Raw genomic sequence first — 24,899 nt, forward strand, 5'->3', positions numbered from 1 at the left:
GGCCATTTTAACGTGGCGCGGCGCTATCGCCGCCATTGGAATTTGCAACAGTGGGCAAATCGCGCTCCTCTTATAATGTCGGTTTCGAGCAATGCCGGTGCGCAGCAAGACGCACCGCCACAGGAACGCATCATGGCAAAACACGCAAAAGTGCTGATTCTCGGATCCGGTCCCGCCGGCTACACCGCCGCTGTCTACGCAGCCCGCGCCAACCTGGAACCGGTGCTGATCACCGGCCTGGCGCAAGGCGGCCAGCTGATGACCACCACGGATGTCGAGAACTGGCCGGGCGACGCCAAGGGCGTGCAGGGTCCGGAACTGATGCAGCGCCTGCTGGCCCATGCAGAAGAATTCAAGACGGAAATCATCTTCGATCACATCCACACGGCCAAGCTCGTCGATGAAAGCGGCAATCCGGCCCGCCCGTTCCGCCTGATCGGCGATGCCGGCGAGTACACCTGTGATGCCCTGATCATCGCCACCGGCGCGTCGGCGCAGTACCTGGGCCTGCCGTCCGAAGAATCGTTCATGGGCCGCGGCGTGTCGGCCTGCGCCACCTGCGACGGCTTCTTCTACAAGAACCAGGAAGTCGCCGTGGTCGGCGGCGGCAATACCGCTGTGGAAGAAGCACTGTACCTGTCCCATATCGCCAGCAAGGTCACCGTGATCCACCGCCGGGACAGCTTCCGCGCCGAGCCGATCCTGGTCGACCGCCTGCTGCAGCGCGAGAAGGAAGGCCGTGTCGAGATCCGTTACGACAGCGTGCTCGACGAAGTGCTTGGCGACGACTCCGGCGTGACCGGCCTGCGCATCCGCGGTGCGAAGTCGGGCGAGACCCAGGACCTCAAGCTGGCCGGCGTGTTCATCGCGATCGGCCACAAGCCCAATACCGACCTGTTTGTCGGCCAGCTCGCCATGGAAAATGGCTACCTGGTGACGAAGTCGGGCCTGTCCGGCGACGCCACCGCTACCAGCGTCCCGGGCGTGTTCGCCGCCGGCGACGTGCAGGACCACGTCTACCGCCAGGCCATCACCAGCGCCGGCACAGGCTGCATGGCCGCACTGGACGCCCAGCGCTACATTGAAGCGCTGAAGTAAGCCCTCCGCGGCCCGGCCGACCGGCCGGGCCCGCCCCTCCCGATATAATTGGCGCCGAGCCCCCGGAGAATTTTCCATGACGCACGGCGCCAAACCCGACCGTCCGACCAAGCGCTACGGCCTGAACGATCTGGCCGCCCTGCGCAACGACCTCAAGGCCGAGACCGAGCGCCGCGAAGCCGAACGGCTCGCGGCCAAGCAGGCGGCGCAACGCGCGCGAGAAGAAGCCGATGTCTTTCGCAGCAGCGTCGGCCAGGTCAGCCAGTTGCGCGAACGCAACCACGCTACGCTCTCAAACCCTCGCCCTGCCCCGGTTCCCGTGCAGACGCAGTTGAACGACAAGGCCGTGCTCGAAGCATCGCTGTCCGACGAATACGATGTCGACATGCTGCTCGAAACGGATGAGACGCTGTCCTTCCGCCGGCCCGGCATAGGCATGGACGTCATCCGCAAGCTGCGCCGCGGCGAATGGGTGCCGCAGGACAAGGTCGACCTGCACGGCCTGCGCACCGAAGAAGCGCGCGAAGCGCTGTCGGAATTCCTGCGCCGCTCGGTGCGCAACGGCGTGCGCTGCGTGCGCGTGATCCACGGCAAGGGTATCGGTTCGCCCGACAAGCTCCCCGTGCTCAAAGGCAAGGTCCGCAGCTGGCTGGTGCAGAAAGACGAAGTCATCGCCTTCGTCCAGGCGCGCGAAGCGCAGGGCGGCGCCGGTGCGCTGATGGTCCTGTTGCGCCAGCCGCGCACCTGATGCACCTGCCGCTCGAATTGCTGATGGGGCGCCTGCCCTTGATCCTCCATGTGATGGAGGTGATCGGCATGCTGTCTTTCGCTGTATCAGGCGTGGTCGACGCGCGCAAGCAGCGCCTCGATGTGGTCGGCACCTTCGTGGTCGCGTTCGCCACCGCCTTTGGCGGCGGCACCGTGCGCGACGTACTGCTGGACCGCCGGCCGTTCTACTGGGTCGAGCACGAAGGCTATGTCCTGCTGATCTTCGCGATGTCGATCGGCGCGTCCTTCGTGCTGCGCGTGGTCAGCCGCGTGGCCTCGGAGCGCACCATGATCGTGGCGGATGCGATCGGCCTGGGATTGTTCTCGGTGACGGGCGCCTCGCTGGCGCTGGTGGCGCAGATGACCCCGACCGTGGCGGTCATGATGGGCATCATCTCGGCGGTATTCGGCGGGGTGGTGCGGGACGTGCTGTGCAATGAAGTCCCGATGATCCTGCGTGACCGCTCACCCTACGCAACGTGCTCGTTCGTGGGCTGCTGGGTCTACATGGGGCTGACCTGGCTGCAGGTGGACCAGGAAGCCGCGTTGCTCACCGGTGCGCTGAGCATCATCGCCATGCGGCTGGTGTCGGTGAGCTACGGCTGGAAACTGCCGAGCTGACGCCTGTCGGCGCCGCCCGGCGCAAGCATCAGACCGCGGCTTCGTCCTGCTCGCCGGTGCGGATGCGGATCACGCGCTCGATCTCCGTGACGAAGATCTTGCCGTCGCCGATCTTGCCGGTGTGCGCGGCCTTGACGACGGCGTCCAGCACCGTGTCGAGCTGGTTCTCGGCGACCACGACCTCGATCTTGATCTTCGGCAGGAAGTCGACCACATACTCGGCGCCGCGGTACAGCTCGGTATGCCCCTTCTGGCGGCCAAATCCCTTCACTTCGGTCACCGTCAGCCCCGTCACGCCGACATCCGCGAGCGATTCGCGCACTTCGTCGAGTTTGAACGGTTTGATGATGGCGGTAATCTGCTTCATGACTGGCCCCTGGTTATAGTCGTTTGGGTAACGCGCCACCGGCGCGCAGCGAGCGCAGACGGCGTGGATTTTTTTCATTTTAACAGCCAATTGACGTGGTCTATCGTCGGCGCGAGCCGTTCAATGCGCACCCACAGCGCGCTGGCGCGCGCATCGACGGGCTGCCTTGCACGCCACATGACTGTGGATAACCTTGTGGGCAACGACCGGGGAAAACTGTGGAAGGCCTGTGGAGGGGTTGTGGACGGGCTGTGGATCGCTTGTGCATAAGGCCAGCGATACTGGACGCTATACGGTCGAGCGAAAGCGCCGACGGTAGTCGGCCGGCGACACGCCCAGGCGTCGCAGGAATGCCCGGCGCAGGCTGTTGGGATCGTTAAAGCCGGTCACCGCCGCGACGCGCTTGAGCGGATTGCGCGTTTCCTCAAGCTGGCGGCGCGCCGCGTCAATGCGCGCGCCCTCGACAAAGTCCGCCGGCGTGACCTGGCATTCCTGCTTGAAGATTCGCGCGAAGTTGCGCGTGCTCATGCCGGCCCGCTCGGCCAGGCTCTCTACGGACAGGCGTTCCGCCAGGTTTTCCAGCACCCAGTTCTGCACATCGCGAATGGCACTCTTCTCGGCGCCCTGCGCCGCCAGGTGCGCGCTGAACTGCGACTGGCCGCCGGGGCGCTTCAGGAACATCACGAATTCCCGCGCCACCTTCAGCGCTACCGTGCGGCCGAAGTCCTCCTCGACCATCGCCAGCGCCAGGTCCAGCCCCGCTGTGACGCCGGCCGAGGTGTAGAGATTGCCGTCCTTCACGTAGATCTGGTCCGGCTGCACCCTGACCTGAGGAAACTGCCGCGACAGCCGTTCGGTCGAGTTCCAGTGCGTGGTGGCGTTGCGGCCGTCCAGCAAGCCCGCGTGTGCCAGAAGCATGGCGCCCGAGCATACGGACCCCAGCCGGCGGACCGTGCGCGCATAGCGGGTCAGCCAGTTTCCGATGGCGCTGTCTTTCTCGACCTGGCTGACCAGCGGGCTGCCGGCGATCAACAAAGTGTCGATATCCGGGCTGCTGGTTTCCAGCGTCGTGTCTGGCGTGATGGTCATGCCATTGGACGCACGCAGCACGCCGGGGACCGCCGACACGATCTCGAACACATAGGCACCCGGCTCCCCTGCCTGGCGCGCCCCTTCGTGAAAGACGTCGATAGGGCCGGCCAGATCCAGCATCTGGACTCCGGGAAACGCAAGCACGGCAATCTTCATGACTTCACGACCGTATGACTATGAGGCGGAGGAAACGGATTCCGCCAGTTTAGTCAGTTTCGGCCAACTAGTCTGACGGGATCCATCAGCCAGGTGACCCTGGCACCTCCCAATTTCCTGCTGCTCATCATACGTCCTAATACCTCGATTGGAGACGAGCGCAGTCTAGGGCGTCATTTGCGCGGCGAAAACGCGGTTGACCGAGAGCGATCACGGATTGGCAGAAATTGACGTATCTAGCTTCTTTCAGCCTTCGCAAGCTTTTCCCATAATGCATTCCACGACAGCCCCATAGCAGGGACGAAACGCAGTCCGGGGTTGTTCCATCGCCGACGCAACGCGCTCGGCACTCGATACAGGCAGACGAAAGCACGATGACTATTGCAGCCAATCCCGCCGCCGCGGCGCCTACCCAGCGCAGTTCGGTCCAGCATCTCCCGGTCAACCTGTTCGGCGCCGTCATGGGCCTCTCAGGGCTCTCGCTGGCATGGCGCGCCGCGAGCAATGTGTTCGGGACCAGCCCCGCCATTGCCGATGCCGTCGGCGTGGTGGCGGTCCTCACGTTCCTTGCACTGGCGGCGGGCTACCTCGCCAAGTGGCGCCTGTACCCGGCAGCCGTCAAGGCCGAGTTCAACCATCCGATTGCAGGCAATTTCTTTGGCACCATCACCATTGCCATCCTGCTGCTGTCGTCCGTCGTCGGCGTCTACAGCGAAGCGCTGGGTCAGGTGGTGTGGACCATCGGCGCCGCCCTGACCATTGCCCTGACCTATGTGATTGCCAGCCGCCTCTTCCTCGGCAAGGGCGACCCGACCCACGTGACGCCTGCGTGGCTCATTCCGGGTGTGGCAACGCTCGATATCGCCGTGGCCGGGGGCACCATGCCGATGGCCTGGGCGCCGGAGCTCAACCTGTTCGCCGTCGCTGTCGGCACGGTGATGGCGCTGGTGTTCTTCACGATGATCTTTGCCCGCCTGGTCCACCACGATCCACTGCCCGCCGGCATGGTGCCTTCGCTGATCATCCTGATCGCGCCTTTCGAAGTCGGCTTCCTGGCCTATGTCAACGTGACCCAGCACGTCGACATGTTCGCCGCCCTGCTGTTCTACTTCGGCCTGTTCCTGTTCGTGGTGCTCGCGGCCAAGGTGTTCCGGCGCTCGGTGCCGTTCGCCGCGTCGTGGTGGGCCATCAGCTTCCCGATGGCTGCGCTGTCCAATGCCGCGCTGAAGTATGCGCACCATGCGGAGACCGGCGTGCTGCGCATCGTCGCCGCGGTCATCCTTGCGCTGCTGACCGTCGCCATCGCCGTCCTGTTCGTCCGCACGCTGTATCGGCTGTCCACGCACCGCCTGCTGGTCGGTTGACGGCGCCCTTCCTCTCAACCCAACGCCTTTACCACGATGTCCTGGATCTTGCTGGCCTGTGCCGGCCTGCTGGAAGTTGCTTTCGCCTTTGGCATGAAGTGGTCCGCCGGCTTCAGCCGGCTGTGGCCGAGCCTCTTTGCCGCGCTCACCGGACTCAGCAGCATCGTGCTGCTGACGATGGCCCTGCGCGCCTTGCCGGTGGGCACGGCCTACGCGGTCTGGACCGGCATCGGCGCCGCCGGCACGGCGCTGCTGGGCATGGCATTGCTTGGCGAGCCGGCATCACCGGCCCGCATTGGCTGCGTGGCTCTCATCTTGTGCGGCGTGATCGGGCTGAAGCTGGTTTCAGCCGATCCGTCCTGACACAGCGGCAAAGGCCCGCGACAACACAGAACCCATGCCACTGATCGAAACCGCTGAACGCGTACTGTTCCTGGGCCTGCTTCGCAGCCACGGGCACGCCGACGCAGACTTCCGCCTGACCGGCCGCGAACGGCAGCACACGGACCCCAGCGACATCTATGGATATGCCGTGGTCGACTGCCTCGCCAGCGGCAGGCAACTGGCCTACCCGCTTGATGAAACGGCCGACTGGCTCATGGCTTTTTGCAAAGATCTGGCGACCGGCGGCTTTGCGTCACCGCCGTCGGCCTAGTCTGTCCAATCGCTCAGTCAGGCACCTTCTCCAGATCCTTCAGCCACACCACCGATTCGGAGTCGCTCGGCGCACGCCAGTCGCCCCGTGGCGACAGCGACCCGCCCGAACCCACCTTCGGCGCATTCGGAATGCAGGACCGCTTGAACTGGCTGGTACGGAAGAAGCGATCAAGGAATATCCCCAGATTGCGCTTGATGTCCGGAAGACCGTACTGGTTGCGCACCACATGCGGCCCGTTCGGCCAGATGCCGCGTTCGCGATCGCCCCACGCGTGCAGTGACAGAAACGCGATCTTGGACGGCGCAAAGCCGAACCGCAACGTGTAGTAGAGATTGAAGTCCTGCAGCTCGTACGGGCCGATCGTGCTTTCGGTCTTCTGCTCCGGCCCGTGGTTCGAATCGCCAGGCACCAGTTCCGGGCTGATATCCGTGTCGAGCACATGGATCAGCACCTCCGAGCCGCTGTCGCCGACCTGCCCGGTCTCGGCCACCCAGCGCACCAGGTGCGAGATCAGCGTCTTCGGCACGCTCGCATTCACGTTGTAGTGCGACATATGGTCGCCCACGCCGTAGGTGCACCAGCCCAGCGCGAGTTCGCTGAGGTCGCCCGTGCCGATCACAATGGCGCCGTTGTGATTGGCCAGCCGGAACAGGTGGTTGGTGCGCTCGCCGGCCTGCACGTTCTCGAAGGTCACGTCATAGACCTTCTCGCCGCGCGCATACGGATGGTCCAGGTCCTTCAGCATCGCGAGGCAACTCGGCCGGATATCAATCTCGCGCGCGGTGCAGCCGACCAGCTCCATCAGTTGGCGCGCCTGGCGCAACGTGCGGTCGCTGGTCGCAAAGCCCGGCATGGTGTAGGCCAGGATGTTCGAGCGCGGCAACCCCAGGCGGTCCATCGCCTTCGCGCACACCAGCAGCGCATGTGTGGAATCGAGCCCGCCCGACACGCCGATCACCACCTTGGAAATTTTGCTGGCCGACAGCCGCTGCACCAGCGCCTGCACCTGGATGTTGTAGACCTCGTGGCAGCGCTCGTCGCGCTGGCGTGGATCGGCCGGCACGTACGGGAAGCGCGCCACCTTGCGTTCGAGCGGCAGCGCCTTGTCGCGCGACACCTCGAGCGGGAAGCGGACCACGCGGAATTTGTCGACCTCGGCCTTGTGCCGGCGCACCGAGTGGCCGAACGTCACCTGATGCATGCGTTCTCGGGACAGGCGTTCCACGTCCACATCCGCAAATAACACGTGCGAGGTATCGGCGAAGCGCTCCGACTCGGCCAGCAGCTCGCCGTTCTCGCAAATCAGCGCCTGCCCGTCCCAGGCGAGATCGGTCGACGACTCGCCCTTGCCAGCCGAGGTGTAGAGGTAGGCGGCCAGGCAACGCGCCGATTGCTGTGACACCAGCTGGTGCCGGTAGCCTGACTTGCCGATCACGATGTTTGATGCCGACAGGTTGACCAGCACCGTCGCACCGGCCAGTGCCGCAAACGACGACGGCGGAATCGGCACCCATACGTCTTCGCAGATCTCCGCATGGAAGCGGAAGAACGGAATGTCCTCGATCTCGAACAGCAGCCCGGCGCCGAACGGCACATCCTGGCCGTGCAGGCGGATGGAATCGGTGGCGGCGTTGTCGGCTTCGCTGAACTGGCGCGCCTCGTAGAACTCCCAGTAGTTCGGCAGGTAGGACTTCGGCACCACGCCGAGCACACGGCCTCGGGCCACCACCACGGCGCAGTTGAACAACTGGTGCTCGACCCGCAGCGGCATGCCGACGATCATCGCGGCGGAAAGCTTGCGCGACGCCTCGACAATCGTGCCCAGCGCCGCTTCGCAGGCATCGAGCAGCGCACGCTGATGGAACAGGTCGTCGCACGTATAAGCAGAGAGGCCGAGTTCCGGAAAGGCGACCAGCACGGCGCCCTGCTTTGCGGCCTGCGTGGCCAGTGCGATCGTTTCGGCGGCATTGAAGGCCGGATCGGCCACACGGCAGACCGGCACGCCCACGGCCACGCGCGCAAAGCCGTGGGAATACAGGTTGAAAAACGGATTCTTCATATCGGGCCTTGTTTGCCGGCGTCTGCATCGCACGCGCTTGCAGCCGGCGGCATCGGGGGATTCCTGCGGCCGCTGCTGTGACGGCCATACGTCATTCTACGACGCGGTGCCCGGCATCGTCCGCGGCGGGAGCGGCCACCTACGGTTTCCGGTAGACTCGCCCCGATTGTCGGAAACGGGGAATCAGGCGCAATGCAGTCGGAATCTTGCAACCGGGGCGGTGTGCCCGACACGCTGCAGGGGGCGGAATCGCCAGAAGCTGGCGGCGTGCAGGACTACAGGACGGAGATCGTTTCGGATCTGGCCGAAATCGACGCCGACACCTGGGATGCCCTGGTCGCCAGCGACCCGGACGCCACCCCGTTCCTGCGCCATGCGTTCCTGCATGCGCTCCACGCAAGTGGCAGTGCGTGTGCCGATACTGGCTGGAGCGCGCGCTACCTGACGCTGTGGGCACCGGCCGCCAATGGACAGCGTGAAAGGCTGGCGGGCGCGATGCCGCTGTACGCTAAATCGCACTCGTACGGCGAGTATGTGTTCGACTGGGCCTGGGCCGACGCCTATGCGCGCAACGGTCTGGAGTACTACCCGAAATGGCTGTCGGCGATCCCGTTCACGCCTGTGCGCGGCGCGCGCCTGCTGGCCGAGAACACCGACGCGCGACGCCTGCTGCTGCAGCTTGCGCTGGCACTGGCCGCGGAAAGCGGCCTGTCGTCGCTGCACATCCTGTTCCCCAACGACGCCGAGGCGGACCTGATGGACGAGGCCGGCATGATGATGCGTCACGGCGTGCAGTTTCACTGGACCAATGCGGGGTATGGCAGCTTCGACGATTTCCTGGCCACGCTGTCGCAGAAGAAGCGCAAGAACATCCGCGCCGAGCGGCGCCACGTGGCGGAGGCCGGCATCACGTTCCGCCACCTGCAAGGCGCGCAGATCGATGACGAGGCCTGGCACTTCTTCAATCGCTGCTACCGCCAGACCTACCGAGAACACCACTCCACGCCGTACCTGAACCTGGACTTCTTCCAGCGCATTGGTGCTTCCATGCCGCAGCACCTGCTGCTGGTGATTGCCGAACGCGCGGGTCAGCCGATCGCCAGTTCGCTGGTGGTCTATGACGATACGCCGGGCGTCAGCACGCTGTACGGGCGCTACTGGGGCGCGCTGGAGTATCACCCGTGCCTGCACTTCGAGACCGCCTACTACCAGCCGCTCGAATTCTGCATCCGCCACGGCATCGGCACGTTCGAAGGCGGCGCGCAGGGCGAGCACAAGATGGCCCGCGGTTTCCTGCCCGTGCCGACGCGGTCCGCGCACTGGCTCGCGCATCCGGCGTTTGCCGATGCCGTCGAGCGCTTCCTCGTGCGGGAGCGCGAGGGCATCGATGCCTACCTCGATGAACTGAACGAACGGTCGCCGTTCGCCCAGCGCGACTGACGTTCGCTCAGCGCCGCCACATGCGGCGCAAGGTGTTATCGCCGAGCATGTAGTGGTGGAACAGCGCCGCCATGGCGTGCAGGCCGATCACCAGGTAGAACGCGTTGCCCAGCGTTTCATGGATTTCCTCCAGTTGGTCCTTCAAGGCGTCGTCGGGGCCGACCCATGCCGGAATCTGAAGGCCGAGCCCCGGCAGCGTGAGTACGTGGCCACCGGCGTTGAGCGTGAGCAGGCCAAGGATCGGCTGCGCGAAAATGAACAGGTACAGCACCCAGTGCATCGCCTCGCCTGCAAGGTGCATCCATCGCGACCCCGGCTCGGCCGGCGGCGCCCCGCGTACCAGGCGCCACAGCAGGCGCGGCACGGCAAGGACCAGGACCAGCAGGCCGGTCCATTCATGTGCCGCCATGGCCAGCGACCGCGCCGGGCTGCCCTTGCCGGCAAACCCTTTCAGCTCGATCGCCGCGTACGCCGCGGCAATCAGCAGGAATACAGCCCAGTGGAAAAAGATCGCGAGGCCGTCGTAGCGGCGCACGGTTCCGGGAAACTCCGTGGCACCGGACACGCCCTGAAGGCGGTTCATAGGGACTCCTGTGGTTTGGGGGACTACCGACAGCGTACCCCGACAAGCGGGGCTGCGGCTTGTCGATCGTCACGTTTTCCGCAATAAAAAACCCCGCCGGAGCGGGGTTCGTTCAGCAGCCGTTCAGCATTGCGCGCGAATGACGCATAAACTGCCAGACCGATGTCGACCGTGAGGCAATTACTTCTTGTAGTTCGCCACGCCGTCGGTGATTTCCTTGTGGGCTTCCTCGATGCCGGCCCAGCCTTCGACCTTGACCCACTTGCCGGCTTCCAGTGCCTTGTAGTTCTCAAAGAAGTGCTTGATCTGGTCCAGCGTGTTCTGCGGCACGTCCGACAGGCCCTTCATGAAGGCGGTGGCCGGCGACAGCTTGTCCACCGGCACGGCGACCAGCTTGGCATCCACGCCCGACTCGTCCGTCATCTTCAGCATGCCGAGTGCACGGCAGCGCACGACAGCGCCAGCGAGGATCGGGAACGGGGTGATCACCAGCACATCCACCGGGTCGCCGTCGCCCGACAGCGTTTGAGGAATGAAGCCGTAGTTGGCCGGATAGCGCATGCCGGTGCCGATAAAACGGTCCACGAACAGCAGGCCGGTTTCCTTGTCGGCCTCGTACTTCACCGGATCGCTCTGGGCGGAGATCTCGATGATCACGTTGAAATCGTTGGGAAGGTCCTTGCCCGGGGAGACGAGATTGAAGCTCATGCGATTCTCCAGATGCCTGCGGTGTGTTTATGGATGGGCGGCATTATAGCGGCTCCCCCCTGACCCGAGGCTGACAAAGCCCGTGCCTTGCACGCCGTCCGCGCTGCGCGATAATGGCGCATTCTTCAGCCAACGCTGAATTCCGAGCCACGCCTCCGACTGAACGAAAATCCCTCGGAGACCCCGGAGACCCTTCATGCATGCCCAGCATTTCGTCGCCAACCGCCTGATCGCACCGGACAACGGCCTGCGCATCAAGGTTTTCGACCCGTCCAATGGCGAACCCTTTGCCGAGATCGCGCGCGGCAACGCCACCGATATCAATGTCGCCGTGCACGCCGCACGGCAAGCCGCCGACGGCGCATGGGGCGCGATGGCCCCGGCCGAGCGCGTGCGGCTGCTCAACCGCGTGGCGCTCACGCTGGTCGCCCACGAAGAAGAGCTGACCGCGCTCGAAGCGCGCGATACCGGCAAGCCGGTGCGCCAGGCCAGGGCCGATGCGCGCGCGGTCGCGCGCTATTTCGAGTTCTACGCTGGCGCGGTTGACAAGCTGCACGGCCAGACCATTCCGTACAACCCCGGCTACACGGTGTTCACGCTGCGCGAGCCGCACGGCGTCACCGGCCACATCATTCCCTGGAACTATCCGCTGCAGATCTTCGGCCGCAGCGTCGGCGCGGCGCTGGCCGCCGGCAATGCCTGCGTGGTCAAGCCAGCGGAAGATGCCTGCCTGTCGCTGCTGCGCGTGGCCGAACTGGCCGCCGAGGCCGGGCTGCCCGAAGGCGCGCTCAATATCGTCACCGGCTACGGCCATGAGGCCGGCGCCGCGCTCGCGCGCCACCCCGGCATCAACCACATCTCGTTCACCGGTTCGCCGCAGACCGGCAAGCTGGTATCACAACTCGCCGCCGAGAATCATGTGCCGGTCACGCTCGAACTCGGCGGCAAGTCGCCACAGATTGTGTTTGCCGACGCCGATGTGGATGCGCTGGTGCCGGTGATCGTCAACGGCATCGTGCAGAACGCCGGCCAGACCTGCTCGGCCGGCAGCCGCGTGCTGGTGGAACGGCCGCTCTACAATGCTCTGCTGGACCGGATCGCATCGGTGTTCGAATCGCTGCGCGTCGGCCCGTCCGAACTGGACCTGGAATGCGGCCCGCTGATCAGCCGCAAGCAGCAGCAACGCGTGTGGGACTTCGTTTCCGATGCGCAGCACGCCGGCATCTCCGTGATGGCGCAGGGGCAGATCGTCGCGGAAGCGCCGGAGTCCGGCTACTACCAGGTGCCGATGCTGTTCCGCGACGTGCCGCCCGCACACCGGCTGGCGCAGGAAGAAGTGTTCGGCCCGCTGCTGGCCGCCATGCCGTTCGATTCCGAAGCGGAAGCCGTGGCGCTCGCCAACGGCACGCCTTACGGCCTCGTCGCGGGGTTGTGGACGCGCGACGGAGGACGGCAGCTACGCCTGGCCCGCAAGCTGCGCGCCGGTCAGGTCTTTATCAACAACTACGGTGCCGGCGGCGGCGTGGAGCTGCCCTTCGGCGGCACCGGCCAATCCGGCTACGGCCGCGAAAAAGGTTTCGAGGCCCTGTACGGCTTTACCACCCTGAAAACCATTGCCATTCAACATGGGTAACATCAATTTCCTGTCGGTCGCCTTCGCCATCTTCTTTTTCTGGATGGCCTGGCATGTGAAGAACAAGCGCGCCACCAATCCGTCCGGCATGCCGCGGCTGCAGGTCTTCAAGCGCAAATGGGGCGATACCGTGGGCGACCGCGTGCACTGGTGCCTGTACGTGGCATTGCCGTTCCTGCTGGCGGTGATGATGGTGGCGAACGCGCTACGGGGACGCGGACCGTTCGCACACTGAACCGGCAGACACCCCGCACAACACGATAACCCAGAGGAGACATGCGATGAGACTGGCAGACAAGGTAGCGGTGGTGACAGGTGGCGGCTCCGGCTTTGGCGAAGGCATCGCGCACACGTTCGCGCGCGAAGGTGCGCGCGTGATGGTGGCCGACTTGCGTGAAGACGCCGCCGAGCGTGTGGCCGCCGCCATCCGCGATGCCGGTGGCCAGGCCCGCGCCGTGTGCACCGATGTCGCGCGCGAAGCGGATACGGAGGCCATGCGCGACGCCACGCTAAGCGCGTTCGGCGACGTGCATATCGTCATCAACAACGCCGGCACCACGCATCGCAACAAGCCGATCCTCGACATCACCGAGGAGGAATTCGATCGGGTCTACGCCGTCAACGTCAAAAGCATCTTCTGGTCAGCGCGCGCGTTCATCCCGCATTTCCGCCAGCGCGGCGGCGGCGTGTTCGTCAATATCGCGTCGACCGCGGGCATCCGGCCGCGTCCGGGACTGGTCTGGTACAACGGCAGCAAGGGCGCCGTCATCACCGCGAGCAAGGCCATGGCGGCAGAGCTCGGCAAGGACAATATCCGCGTCAACTGCGTCAACCCGGTGATTGGCGCGACCGGCCTGCTCGAAGAATTCATGGGCATGCCGGACACGCCGGAAAACCGCGCCAAGTTCCTCGCCACGATCCCGATGGGCCGCATGTCGACGCCGCCGGATGTCGCCAATGCCTGCCTGTACCTGGCCTCCGATGAAGCCGCGTTCATCACCGGCACCTGCATCGAAGTGGACGGCGGCCGCTGCGTCTAGCCAATACCGTTTTTGTGTAGCTGTATCTGCATCACCGAAGCGTCGTAACAACGTCATAGAAGCGTCGTAGAAGCGCAACCATTCTGAGGAGACAGCATGACAACGACTGCAGTGAATCCCGGCGTTGGCGACGCCGCGTTTGAAGACGCCACTTACCGCAAGGTGAGCTGGCGCCTGGTGCCTTTCCTGCTGCTGTGCTACGTGGTGGCCTACCTGGACCGCGTCAACGTGGGCTTTGCCAAGCTGCAGATGCTCAGCGACCTGAAGTTCAGCGAGACCATCTACGGCCTCGGCGCGGGGATCTTCTTCATCGGCTACTTCCTGTTCGAAGTGCCGAGCAACGTGATCCTGCACAAGGTCGGCGCCCGCATCTGGATCGCGCGCATCATGATCACGTGGGGCGTCATTTCGGGGGCGATGATGTTCGTCACCACGCCGACGATGTTCTACGTGCTGCGCTTCCTGCTCGGCATTGCGGAGGCCGGCTTCTTCCCCGGCATCATCCTGTACCTGACCTACTGGTATCCGGCCAACCGGCGCGGGCGCACCACCACGTTCTTCATGACCGCCATCGCGCTGTCGGGCGTGATCGGCGGCCCGCTGTCGGGCTGGGTGATGCAATCGTTCGACGGCCACAACGGCTGGTCCGGCTGGCAGTGGATGTTCCTGCTCGAAGGCATCCCTTCGATCCTGGTCGGCCTGTGGGTGCTGGCCTACCTGGATGATCGTATCGTGCACGCCAAGTGGCTGACCAACGAGGAAAAGGCGCTGCTCGAACGCAATATCGCCCACGAAGACGCCCACAAGGAAGACCCGCCGATCCGCACCGTGCTGTCCAGCCCGCGTGTGTGGCTGATGAGTGCGATCTACTTCTGCTTCGTGATGGGCCTCTACGGCGTGAGCTTCTGGCTGCCGACCATCATCAAGCAGACCGGCGTCAAGAGCGCGCTCGACATCGGCCTGCTGACCGCGATCCCGTATGGCTGCGCGGTGGTCGGCATGGTGCTGTTTGCGTTCAGCGCCGACCGTTCCGGCGAACGCCGCTGGCACATTGCCATTCCCGCCGTGGCGGGCGCGCTCGGCCTGCTGCTTTCGGTGTACTGGCATGACAGCACCGCGCTGGCCATGGTGGCGCTGACGCTGGCGACGATCGGCATCCTGACCACGCTGCCGCTGTTCTGGAGCCTGCCTACCGCCTTCCTGGCCGGTACCGGCGCTGCCGCCGGCATCGCGCTGATCAACTCGCTCGGCAACCTGGCCGGCTTCCTCAGCCCGTATGCGGTCGGCTGGCTCAAGGACCTGACCCATACCACCGATTCCGGCATGTACCTGCTCGCGGCCTGCCTGGTGGTCGGCGCCGCGCTAACGCTGTCGGTGCCGGCACGGCTGGTAAGCAGCAAGACCTGACCTTCGTTCCCCTTGCACGCCGCAAACTGCCGCGGCGTGCACCTGCCGGGTGGCCTGCGCGCCGCCCGCATCCTGCAACACGCCCTCCTCCGACACGCATGTAGGAGCCTGACGGGCAGTGTGCTCCGGTACCCCTCCGTAGCATGGAATGGAGACCCGCCACGTCCCTCCGGGATTGTGGCGGCCCTGTTTCCCTTCTTTCGTCAAGGAGGCCAAGATGAAGCAACTGTCTTCACGAACGGCCCGCCCCGTCGAGGTGTCCGGTGCGCGGGAACGGCACGCGCGCGCACTTCGCGTGGCGCTTCTGACGGGCGCAGGTGCATTGGCATTGCTGGCTTTCGTACCGGCGGCGAGCCAGGCACAGGCTCCCCCTGCACCGGCGGATGCCGCAACCGCGCCCATGGCGCCAACGCCGGGCACAACGGGCGCACCTGGCACGCCTGGTACACCGCCGCTGCCGGTCCCCTCGGCCGTACCGCCGGCCGCGGGACCTGCGCCCTCGACCGCGCCAATCAATACGGCTCCCGCGGCACCATCGCCCCCGCTGGCCTCACCTACGCCTCCCTCCCCGCCATTGACGACGCCGCCGCCCCCGCCGCCGCGCGACGCCATGGTGCCGCGCAAGGCCGGCTCAGTGACCTATATCTGCGGCGGCGTTGCCGACGACGAGCAGCGCGCACTGTCCGCGCAGGCCCGCAACTACAACATGGGGCTGCTGTTCACGCAGGGCGCGCGCGGGGAATACCTGTCCGACGTCAACGTGAAACTGATTCGGAACGGGCGTGAAGTGGCCAACTTCGTCGCCGACGGGCCGAAGTGCCTGCTGCGCGCGCCGGAAGGCAGCTACAGCGTACGTGCGACGTATGAAGGCCGGACCAAGACGCAGGTGGTCAGCACGGGCACGCGGAATGCGCAGATGCGTTGGTAATCCGCTGTCAGCGCGCTAACCATCCGCAAAGAAGAGAGGGCCACCATGACGGCGGCCCTCTCTGCTTTCTGCACGTTCGCAAACGGCTTCAAGGTTCCGGCTGGTCCCCCAGCATCTGCGCAACCGAACCTGCAACCCTGGCAGCCCGCGCACCAATCAGCCGCTGCAGCGTGCTGAGCAGTTCATCCTCGTTGTAGGGCTTGCCGAGGTAGACGTCCACGCCGATTTCCTGCGCATAGCGGCGGTGCTTTTCCGCCGTGCGCGAGGTAATCATCACGAGCGGCATATGCGCCGTGCGGCTGTCGGCCCGCACGTTGCGCGTGAGGTCGAAGCCGTCCATGTGCGGCATTTCGATGTCCACAAGCATGGCGTCCGGCATCACATCCTGCAACTGCTTGAGCGCGTCGACACCGTCGCGGGCGAGCAGCACCTCATAGCCGGCACGCGTGAGCAGTCGGTGCGCGGCCTTGCGCACGGTCAGCGAATCGTCCACGACCATGACAGTGGGCTGCATCACCAGACCATGCACCGGCGTGGTCGCGCCACTGCCGTCCAGTTCTGCCACGGCGCCGAGCGGCTGCGCAGTTTCAGGCGGCACCATGGCCGGCGCCGCTTCGCCGCGCACGCGCTCGAAGCGCTGCGCGAGCACCACGGGGTTGTAGATCAGCACGATCTCGCCGTCGCCCATCGTGGTCGCGCCTGCAATGCCCTCCAGGCGCGCGAGGTGCGGGCCGATGTGCTTGACCACCACTTCGCGGTTGCCCACCACTTCGTCCACGTGCACCGCCACGCGTTCGGAGCCGCTGCGCACGATGACCACCGGCGAATACTTGCGGCCGGACGGGCTCGCGGCGCTTTCCTCGAGCAAGCCACCGAAGTAGTAGAACGGCACGACATGGCCCGCCACGGCGATCTGCCCCTGGTTGTAGGCGTCGAGCAGGGCCTGCGTACGAAGCTGCTGGACCTGGTCGATCATGCCGCTCGGCATGGCATATATGCGACCGCCGAGCATCACGACCAGCACCTGCGTGATAGCCGTGGTCAGCGGCAGATGCACCGTGAACGTGGTGCCGCGGCCAGCCGTGGTGGACAGCGTGATCCGGCCGCCGAGCGCCACGGTTTCGGCGCGCACCACGTCCATGCCCACGCCGCGGCCGGCGAGTTCCGAGACTGCATCGGCCGTCGAAAAGCCCGGCGCAAAGATCATCTCGGTCAGGCGGGCCTCGCTCGCGTCATCGTCCTGCGCAAGCAGGCTGCGCTCCACGGCCCGCGCGCGAATGCGTGCAAGGTCCAGCCCTGCGCCGTCATCGACGAAATGCAGCACGACCTCGTTGCCTTCCTGCTGCACTTCCAGCGTCAGCGAACCGGCTGCCGGCTTGCCTGCCGCGCGGCGGGCGTCCGACTTTTCGATGCCATGCACCACGGCATTGCGGATCAGGTGCTCGATCGGGCCGGCCATGCGATCCAGCACCGACCGGTCGATTTCCACGGTGCCGCCCTGGATCAGCAGGCGGACTTCCTTGCCGGTCTCGGCAGCGGCCTGGCGCGCCACGCGGTAGAGGCGTTCGGCCAACGCGTCGAACTGCACCATGCGCGCCTGCATCAGCCCGCGTTGCAGACCACGCGTAAGGCGCGCCTGCGCCGCCAGGTCGCCGGCGGTGCGGTCGAAGCCGCGGTGCAGGTTTTGCTCCACGGTTGCCACGTCGTTGACCGATTCGGCCATCATCCGCGTCAGTTCCTGGAAGCGCGTGAAGCGGTCGAACTCGAGCGGATCGAAATCCTGCTTTTGCTGGGCATCGGCAATGCGCGAGGCCATCTGCGATTCGGCCTGGATTTCGATCTCGCGCAACTGGCCGCGCAGACGCGCGACGTTGTCGTTCAGTTCGCCGAGGTACGCGCGCATGGAATCCAGTTCGCTTTCCAGGCGTGCGCGCGTGGCGCCGACTTCGCCAGCCTCGTTGATCAGCGTATCGAGCGCACGCGCCTGCACGCGCACCAGCGCACGCTGGCGCTCAGTGGCATCCGAAGGCTGTACCGCAGCGCCCGCAGGGGCCCCGACAGCCGGCACCGGCAGCGCCGTGCCAGCGCTCTCAGGCTTCGGCGGAGCAACGCTCGCCATCACCGGCGTCGCCGGCTGCTCGGACTGGCCGATCCCGTTGATGAGATCGGCATCGTCCGGCACCAGCAGGCGCCCGGCTTGCAGCGCCTCCACGTGCATCAGGATGCGGTCATACCACGCATACAGGCGCCCGAACAGCTGCGGGCCAACGCGTTGCGCGCGCAGGCTGGCGTCGAGCAGCGTTTCCATCTCGTGCGCGGCCTGGCCCAGCGCCATCGCGCCGGCCATGCGCGCACTGCCCTTGAGCGTATGCAGCGCACGCAGTACCAGGCCACCTTGCCGGGCGTCTTCGGGCGCGGCTTCCCATGTGCGCACCAGCCGGCCAAGTTCCGGCAGGCTGCCGTGCGCTTCTTCCAGGAAGATCTCGACCAGGGCCGCATCGAGTTCGGCGGCATCCGACTGCATCATCGCCTGTGGCAGCGGCCGCGCGGGCGTCGGCGTCGGCAGCGGGATCACCATGGCGTCATGCTTGATTGATGCCGGTGCAGGTTCCGGCGGCGCGATCTCGGGCGCTGCGGGCGCAGCTTCCACGGTCGGCTCGGGCGCAGGCTGATCCGGCGCCACTGCAGCGGGCGGCACCTGGCCGAACAGGCTCGCCACCGAAGCATCGGGCTCGGCAGGCGCCTGCGGCGCAGGCACCAGCACGCGCGGGCGCAGCAGCGCACGCTCGCCGAATTCGGACAGGCTGCGGTGCAGGCCCGCATCGGCTTCCGGCCAGATGCCCGCGGCGAACTGGTGCAGCATGCCGCGCAGCCGCTCGACCGACTGCTCCAGCAGGCGGAAATCGCCCGGGTGCATGGCGACGGGATGAGAGCCAAGCTGCAGCAGCAGGTGTTCAAGCGCCTCGGCAATCTCGCGCACGGGCTCCAGACCGACGGTCGACGCACTACCCTGCAGCGTGTGCGCGACGCGCAGGGCCAGCTCGCTCGGGCACGGATGGTTCTCGTGGCGCCACTCGGAGATGTCGGTAGCGAACTGGCGCAGCAGGTCGTCGGCCTCCTGCAGGTAGACGTTGTAGAGCGGCAGTCCGATCCGGATCGGCCCGATCACCTTGAAGTTGTCGTCCGCGTCCGACAGCGCGCCGGACAGGCGGAAAGGAATGACGTTGCCGTCGTCCGTCGCATGGGGTTGCGTGAGTGGGTCCGTGTCGGGCGGCCCGGCAATCTGGACATCCGGCATCGGCGCATCGTCGGGGACGGCATGGCGCGGCTCCGTCACGGCTGCGGTAGCGTCCGCTTCAGGTTGGGGATCCCGCACCGCCTCCGCTGCCGCTACCAGCGGCGCAATGTCATGCGCGGCGCCGGCATCGCGATGCAGCAGTGCCACCCACGCGGACAACTCCGCATGCGCGCGGCGCAGCAGGTTCAGCAAGGCCGGCACGGGCGCGCGCGCCTCGGCGAGCCACAGGTTCATCACCTGCTCCACGGCCCACGCGGCATCGCCATAGCGATGCAGGCCGACCATGCGGCTCGAACCCTTGAGCGTATGGAATGCGCGGCGAATCCGGCTGAGCGTGTCAGTATCGCCAAGCGCCTCCAGCCCCGAGCCGAGATCACCCGCGATGCCGCCGAGCACTTCGTCGGCCTCGTTCAGGAATATCTCGAACAGCTCGGCATCCAGCGCGGCACTGTCGTCGGCTGCAGGCGCGGCTTCCGGCGCCTGTGCGGCAACCGGCATCGGCTCGGCCAATGCAGCAATCAGCCGTTCGCCGGACGTGTCGCTGCCCGCAAGCCACGCGTTGAGTTGCGTGCTCGCTTCCGCGGCCTGGCGACGCAATACGGCGTTATCGTCGATCGCGGCCTGGTCTGCCAGGGTCTGCAGCGCAGCGCGCAGCCGCTGGACCGCCGGCGTATCGGCCGTGGCTTCCGTGCGAATCGCTTCCCTGGCCGCGGCACGCGCTACCGCGAGCGGGTCGCTGTTCGCGGAATGCTCCTGACGCAAGGCGGCGCCATCATCGAGATCGATATCTTCGGCATCGTGGCGATTGCGGCCGAGTTCCAGCGCATCGATAAACGCGTGCACCGAACCCAGCGTGGTGGCAATTGCTGCCAGGCATTCGCCGCGCGCTACCTCGCCATCATCGGGGCCGAGCGTAGCGGCTTGCCGCACGGCCTCCTGCACGGCTTCGCTGGCGTGCTGGGCATCGTCGCTGAGCGTGTCGGGCAATGCATCGGTGTGCTGCAGTGCGTCCAGCGTGATCCGCAGCGCCTCGAATGCCTGCACGGCCTCGGCAAGGCTGGCGCCGGCGTCGGGCCGCGCCGCATTGCGGTCGTACGTATCGAGCCACGATTCGCCGCCGTCAAGCTGGGAGCGCAATTGCGCGACGGCCTGCACCCGCGCTGCCTGCGCGCGCGCTTCATCGGCCATGCGCGCAAGCCATGCGGGCGCGGCGGCGGCCGGGTCGACGAGGCATTGCGCGAGTTCCTCGCAGCGCGTGGCAAACACCGCTGCGGCAGCGTTGGGACTCATGCCATGCACGCGCCACGGCAGCGCCAGCGCGCGCGTCAGGAACAGCGCGATGCCGCTCGCACCGAGCGCCTCGTTGCGATCATGCGCCGCGCCGGCCTTCAATGCCGCCTGCGACAGGCAAAGCTGCAACGCGGGCTGCGCGAGCGGTTGCGCGGCCTCGGCCAGCGCCGCGAGCGCGATTTCCCAGCCAGCCGTATCGCCTTCCGCGGCCCGCTCAAGACCTGCGGCGGCCTGTTGAAGGTTTCGGGTATCGATCGGATCGAGCCAGCCGTAGTAGCGCAGATGGTAGTCGGCGCCCCGCGTGGCATGCGCACGGTCGAGGCGGAATGCCTGCAGCGTGCGCGCGATATCGGCACGCAGCAACTGGACGGCAGCATCCTCTGCGCCGTGCGGCGGCTGTCCCCCGTCATCCTGTGTCGTACAAACGAGCAGGAAGACGGCGTCGTTGAGCAGCGACTGCGGCACGCGGACCTGGCCCTGCTGGTACTGGCGCAGCAGCAGGTGCGCGCGGCCGGCAAAGCGCTTGGCCAGCAGGTCGGACAGCAGCAGCCCGTGGGCAAATGCTCGGAACGCCAGCGACAGCACATGCCAGACGCCACGGTCCGGGTGGTCGGTCACGCGGCGTGCCTCCTGCTCGCTGGCGCGGACGTCGTCCAGCGCTTCCTGCAGCGGCAGGTAGGCTTCGCGCAAGCGCGCGGATTCTGTGCACGGCACCGGCAGGCGCAGTGCCTTGAGCAGCGCCGCCTCGTAGCGCTGGCGCGCACGCGTCACGGCCGATGCATTGCGCGTCGGCAGCAAAATGCCAGGCAGCATCTGCAGTTCATCGAGCCAGAGGTCGGCCGGATGCACACGCTCGTCGCCGAGCAGTTCCAGGATCTCGGCATACGGGCGGAACAGCCGCAACGGGTCCTGTTCATCGCCCGCCATCAGGTCATCTACGTATTCGGCCAAGGCCTGTACGCCCGCGCGAAACACGGCGAGCGTTCCAGCGTTGGCGACTACGCCGCCGCCATCAAGGCCTTCGATCAGGCGGCGCAGCGCCTGGCAGTATGGATCGACGCCGCGCAGGCCTACGATATGCACCGCTCCGGCGGCCTGGTGCAGTTGCTGCCCGGCCAGGCGCAGCGACGTGGTATCGCGCGCGCCCAGTGCCTCGGGCGCCTGCTGGACTTCATCGACGTAGTGGGACAGCTCGGTCGCGGCGTCATCGAGCGCCGCGCGCAGGCTCGGCACCACCCATGCCAGCACGGACAGGTCGCGCGAGGCCGATGCGGCCGGCAGGGCCAATGCGTCCGGTTCGAGCGCATCCGTCATCGGCAACTCGGCGGGGTCACGCGAAAAGGGAGAATTCAAAGACATCACGGCTTCCATTGCGGCCTTTGCGCGCGGGTCGGGGCTGTCCCGACGCGGCGGGCGCCAGGATCGTCATTCGCACCGGGGCTGCCTTGCAGCCGGCATGCGCGATACCGGCATGCTGGCGGGAAACCCCGTGCCTGTTCATGGTCAGGCGATCTTGAACCGCGACACGGAGTTGCGCAGCTCTTCGGTGAGCTGCGTCAGATCGCGCACCGAATTCGCCGTCTGGCGCGTACCGGCGGTGGTCTGCTCGGTCGCCTGCAGAATGCGCTCGATGTGGCGGGCCACGCCGCCAGCGAGATCCGCTTCGTGCGAAGTGGAGCGCGAGATCTGTTCGATCAGTTCGGCAAGCTGGCGCGACACGCGGCCGATTTCCTGCAGTGCGGCGCCGGCATTGTCCGACAGGCGCGCCCCTTCGACCACACCCTGCGTGCTGCGCTCCATCGCGTGCACGGCATCCTGCGTGTCGGTCTGGATGGTGCGGATCAGCGCGCCAATCTGCTTGGTTGCTTCCCCCGAGCGTTCCGCCAGGCGCTGCACTTCTTCGGCCACCACCGTGAAGCCGCGGCCGGCCTCACCAGCCGATGCGGCCTGGATGGCGGCGTTGAGTGCCAGCACGTTGGTCTGCTCGGTAATGTCCGAGATCAGCTCGACGATTTCGCCGATCTCCTGCGACGACTCGCCCAGCCGCTTGATGCGCTTGGACGTTTCCTGGATCTGCTCGCGGATGTCGTTCATGCCCGCGATCGCGTTCTGCACCGCCTGCTGCCCTTGCTCCGCAGCCGTCAGCGAGGCGCGCGCCACGTTGGCAGACTCCGCCGCACCGCGCGACACCTGCGTGATGCGATCCGCCATGTCCACCACGGACTCACCGGTCTGGCGGATCTGGCGCGACTGCTCTTCGGTCGTCGTGGCAAGCTGGTTGGACGTGGCCTGCACCTGTCCCGACGCCAGCGTCACTTCCCCTGCCGTCTGCTGCACGCGGCCCACCAGTTCGCGCAGTTCTTCCACCGTATAGTTCACCGAGTCGGCAATGGCGCCGGTGATGTCCTCGGTCACGGTCGCCTGGCGTGTCAGGTCACCGTCGGCGATGTCCTGCAGTTCGTTCATCAGCTGCAGAATGGCCTTTTGCGTGGTGTCGTTGTTGCGTTTTTCTTCCAGGCGGCGTGCTTCGGCTTCACGTTCGCGCGCTTCGGCTTCGACCGCGCGCAGGCGCGAATCGCGCAGGTACAGCGAGGCCAGGCCGGCCAGGCAGAGCAGCGTGGCCAGCGCTGAAACCAGCATCGCGCCCAGCGTCACCGGACGGAAGCGCGCGCCTTCGGAGTAAGACTTCTGCAGCGCCGACAGCTCGCCGCGCAGGCTTTCGTTGTCGTTGAAGATCTGCTGCTGCGCGCGCTTGGCGGCAATCAGGCCGGGCAGGTTCTGCAGGATCGTCTGGGTGGTCTTCTGCACCGCGTCGAAGCGCTGCGACAGCTGCTGCAGGTACCCGCGCGTCTCGGCATCGGTGGCGGCATTCAGCCGCAGCGCCTCGCTGCCGTTGAGCAGACCGTCCAGCGTCTCGCGGAAGGTGTTGGTGTCCTTGCCGAGCAGGAACGCGGTTTCGGGGTTCACGCCTTCGCCGGACAGGAACTCATTCAGGTTCTTGCCCAAGCGCTGCGTCAGCATCACAAGCTGGGCGGATGCGGCCACCTCACGCGCATTGGAGCCTGATTGCAGCTTGAGCGCCGCCACCTGTTCGGCGGCTTCGAGCAGTTCGGGGTTGGATGCGTTGAAAACCTGCAGCGTCTGGCCGATCGTCGTCAGCACCGCCTGCTGCGCGAGCACGTCGGCGGCGCTCTTCTCGCTGCGCTTCCACGAGCTGATCGCGGTTTCGAGCAGCGGCTGTGCCTCGCCCGTCGTGGCGCGCACGTGCCTGTCATCGCTGCCGGCCTGCAGCGCCTGCAAGTCAGCGGCCAGCGCTTCCTTGGACTGGCGCAGCTGCGTGAAGGCCTGCATATTGCCCAGCAGCGCCACTGGCGCGGCCTTGCCCAGGCGCTGCGAGTGCATCAGCATGTCGCCCGAGATTTCGATCTGCGCCGCGGCATTGTTGGCGATGCGGTTATCCATATACACCGAGCCGAGCAGCGCGACCAGCGACACCACCACGCCGATGGTCAGCGCACGCTGCTGCGAGGAGAACGGCATGCGCGACAGCAATGCCGACACGGCCTCCAGCGGAGTTCTGCCCAGCCCGTCCGCACGCGGTGCGGTACTCGCCGATGGTGCCGCGCCGGCGCGGTCTCCCACCAGGCCGGCGGCCGCGTCGGCTGCCGGCTTCCGGCGTCCCAGGCTGATTTTCTTGAACCCCATAGCACCCTCTGTCCGTTGAATCGTTATCTGGGGCAGCCTCGACACGGGCCGCCGCGCTATTTGTTCTGTTGCCACGGGCACCGCGACCAACGGCGCCGGAAAATTACTGCGGGCTTATGCCGCCATGCGCCCTGCCTGCAGAAATGCCGGTGTGTCAAGCAAGGCGCGCACGTCCAGCACCTGCCACGCGCGGCCGTCGCCGTCATCCAGCCGCCTGCCTTCCCATGCCTCTACCGCCCCGGCTGGTTGTGCCGGCTCGCGCAGGTCCGCCGCATGGCGCAAGCCAACCACGCGCGTCGCCAGGATGCCGCACGCGCGCTCGACCTGGCGCGACAGCACGACGATCTTGCTGCCCGGCTGCAGTGGCGTCGGCGCGTCGCCGCAGAACAATCCGAAATCAATCACGCCAAGCAGGCTGCCGCGCGCATTGACCAGGCCCGCGTACCACGGCTGCGTCAGCGGCACGCGGCTCGGGTGGCGCATGTCGAGCACCTCGCCGGTCTGCGCAAGCGGCAACAGCCAGCCGCGCTGGCCTACCTGGAGAGCGAGGTAGCTGTCGGCGGCAGGCACGTTGCGGGCCTCGCGCAGGCGCCTGGCGAGCATGGCCTGGTAGTCCTGCAGCCGAGTCTGGCGGGTGCGGAGGTCTTGGCGTGGCGCGTTCATGTGGCGTCCCCGGCGGTGCTG

20 protein-coding genes are annotated in these 24,899 nt (G+C 66.3%); 12 read left to right on the top strand and 8 right to left on the bottom strand.

What is annotated here, in order from left to right; all coding sequences use genetic code 11:
• The first annotated feature begins 132 nt into the window (after positions 1–132).
• From trxB to K2O51_RS26240, 3 genes are all read left to right on the top strand, one after another.
• Positions 133–1,098, top strand: a complete 966-nt coding sequence (gene trxB / locus K2O51_RS26230; RefSeq protein WP_011298750.1) for a thioredoxin-disulfide reductase — start codon at positions 133–135, stop codon at positions 1,096–1,098.
• Positions 1,099–1,174: 76 nt separating this feature from the next.
• Positions 1,175–1,846 carry a Smr/MutS family protein gene (locus K2O51_RS26235; protein WP_011298751.1) on the top strand — a complete coding sequence of 224 codons (672 nt, stop codon included), beginning with the start codon at positions 1,175–1,177 and terminating at the stop codon, positions 1,844–1,846.
• The gene (locus K2O51_RS26240) at positions 1,846–2,487 is read left to right on the top strand and encodes a trimeric intracellular cation channel family protein (RefSeq protein ID WP_011298752.1); all 642 of its coding nucleotides are present in this window, start codon (positions 1,846–1,848) and stop codon (positions 2,485–2,487) included. Before K2O51_RS26235 ends, K2O51_RS26240 begins: the two co-directional genes overlap by 1 nt.
• Positions 2,488–2,515: 28 nt before the next feature.
• On the opposite strand, the gene glnK is transcribed toward K2O51_RS26240, so the two are convergent.
• Both glnK and K2O51_RS26250 read right to left on the bottom strand, forming a co-directional pair.
• A complete protein-coding gene (gene glnK / locus K2O51_RS26245) occupies positions 2,516–2,854 on the bottom strand; it encodes a P-II family nitrogen regulator (protein ID WP_011298753.1) in 339 nt (112 codons plus the stop codon).
• Positions 2,855–3,142: 288 nt separating this feature from the next.
• Positions 3,143–4,102, bottom strand: coding sequence for a GlxA family transcriptional regulator (locus K2O51_RS26250; protein WP_140950382.1), 960 nt, complete (start codon positions 4,100–4,102; stop codon positions 3,143–3,145).
• A 374-nt stretch (positions 4,103–4,476) separates the two neighbouring features.
• Between K2O51_RS26250 and K2O51_RS26255 the strand changes: the two genes are divergently transcribed.
• From K2O51_RS26255 to K2O51_RS26265, 3 genes are read left to right on the top strand one after another with little or no spacing between them, the layout of a single operon-like run.
• Entirely contained in the window at positions 4,477–5,466 is a 990-nt protein-coding gene (locus tag K2O51_RS26255; RefSeq protein WP_011298756.1) for an SLAC1 anion channel family protein, read from the top strand.
• Between the two features lie 36 nt (positions 5,467–5,502).
• Positions 5,503–5,829 (top strand): DMT family transporter, encoded by a 327-nt coding sequence (locus K2O51_RS26260; protein ID WP_011298757.1) that lies wholly within the window; start codon positions 5,503–5,505, stop codon positions 5,827–5,829.
• A 34-nt stretch (positions 5,830–5,863) separates the two neighbouring features.
• Positions 5,864–6,121, top strand: a complete 258-nt coding sequence (locus K2O51_RS26265; protein ID WP_140950381.1) for a hypothetical protein — start codon at positions 5,864–5,866, stop codon at positions 6,119–6,121.
• Positions 6,122–6,134: 13 nt separating this feature from the next.
• Here K2O51_RS26265 and K2O51_RS26270 read toward each other — a convergent pair whose 3' ends face one another.
• Positions 6,135–8,183 carry an NAD(+) synthase gene (locus tag K2O51_RS26270; protein WP_140950380.1) on the bottom strand — a complete coding sequence of 683 codons (2,049 nt, stop codon included), beginning with the start codon at positions 8,181–8,183 and terminating at the stop codon, positions 6,135–6,137.
• Between the two features lie 192 nt (positions 8,184–8,375).
• Here K2O51_RS26270 and K2O51_RS26275 point away from each other — a divergent pair, with 192 nt between their 5' ends.
• Entirely contained in the window at positions 8,376–9,623 is a 1,248-nt protein-coding gene (locus K2O51_RS26275) for a GNAT family N-acetyltransferase (protein ID WP_011298760.1), read from the top strand.
• Between the two features lie 7 nt (positions 9,624–9,630).
• Here the strand turns inward: K2O51_RS26275 and K2O51_RS26280 are convergent, their stop codons facing one another.
• A complete protein-coding gene (locus tag K2O51_RS26280; protein ID WP_011298761.1) occupies positions 9,631–10,206 on the bottom strand; it encodes a cytochrome b in 576 nt (191 codons plus the stop codon).
• A gap of 180 nt (positions 10,207–10,386) precedes the next feature.
• Positions 10,387–10,914: an inorganic diphosphatase gene (gene ppa / locus K2O51_RS26285; protein ID WP_011298762.1), complete on the bottom strand. Its 528-nt coding sequence runs from the start codon at positions 10,912–10,914 to the stop codon at positions 10,387–10,389.
• A 196-nt stretch (positions 10,915–11,110) separates the two neighbouring features.
• On the opposite strand from ppa, the gene K2O51_RS26290 reads away from it, so the two are divergent.
• The 5 genes from K2O51_RS26290 to K2O51_RS26310 all read left to right on the top strand — a co-directional run bounded on the left by K2O51_RS26290 (position 11,111) and on the right by K2O51_RS26310 (position 15,922).
• Positions 11,111–12,547, top strand: coding sequence for an aldehyde dehydrogenase family protein (locus K2O51_RS26290; RefSeq protein WP_220630957.1), 1,437 nt, complete (start codon positions 11,111–11,113; stop codon positions 12,545–12,547).
• Positions 12,540–12,782 (top strand): hypothetical protein, encoded by a 243-nt coding sequence (locus K2O51_RS26295; RefSeq protein WP_011298764.1) that lies wholly within the window; start codon positions 12,540–12,542, stop codon positions 12,780–12,782. Before K2O51_RS26290 ends, K2O51_RS26295 begins: the two co-directional genes overlap by 8 nt.
• Positions 12,783–12,828: 46 nt before the next feature.
• On the top strand, positions 12,829–13,587 hold the full coding sequence (locus tag K2O51_RS26300; protein WP_011298765.1) for an SDR family oxidoreductase: 759 nt from the start codon (positions 12,829–12,831) through the stop codon (positions 13,585–13,587).
• 96 nt (positions 13,588–13,683) lie between these two features.
• On the top strand, positions 13,684–14,994 hold the full coding sequence (locus K2O51_RS26305; protein ID WP_140950377.1) for an MFS transporter: 1,311 nt from the start codon (positions 13,684–13,686) through the stop codon (positions 14,992–14,994).
• 217 nt (positions 14,995–15,211) lie between these two features.
• A complete protein-coding gene (locus K2O51_RS26310; protein ID WP_041679688.1) occupies positions 15,212–15,922 on the top strand; it encodes a hypothetical protein in 711 nt (236 codons plus the stop codon).
• An 88-nt stretch (positions 15,923–16,010) separates the two neighbouring features.
• Here the strand turns inward: K2O51_RS26310 and K2O51_RS26315 are convergent, their stop codons facing one another.
• The 3 genes from K2O51_RS26315 to K2O51_RS26325 all read right to left on the bottom strand — a co-directional run bounded on the left by K2O51_RS26315 (position 16,011) and on the right by K2O51_RS26325 (position 24,878).
• Positions 16,011–21,869: a hybrid sensor histidine kinase/response regulator gene (locus K2O51_RS26315; RefSeq protein WP_245001879.1), complete on the bottom strand. Its 5,859-nt coding sequence runs from the start codon at positions 21,867–21,869 to the stop codon at positions 16,011–16,013.
• Between the two features lie 144 nt (positions 21,870–22,013).
• Positions 22,014–24,215 carry a methyl-accepting chemotaxis protein gene (locus K2O51_RS26320; protein ID WP_140950375.1) on the bottom strand — a complete coding sequence of 734 codons (2,202 nt, stop codon included), beginning with the start codon at positions 24,213–24,215 and terminating at the stop codon, positions 22,014–22,016.
• Between the two features lie 114 nt (positions 24,216–24,329).
• A complete protein-coding gene (locus K2O51_RS26325; RefSeq protein WP_011298770.1) occupies positions 24,330–24,878 on the bottom strand; it encodes a chemotaxis protein CheW in 549 nt (182 codons plus the stop codon).
• Positions 24,879–24,899 lie beyond the last annotated feature (21 nt).

It is taken from the genome of Cupriavidus pinatubonensis (assembly GCF_019602855.1).
GTDB classification, from domain to species: Bacteria; Pseudomonadota; Gammaproteobacteria; order Burkholderiales; family Burkholderiaceae; genus Cupriavidus; species Cupriavidus pinatubonensis.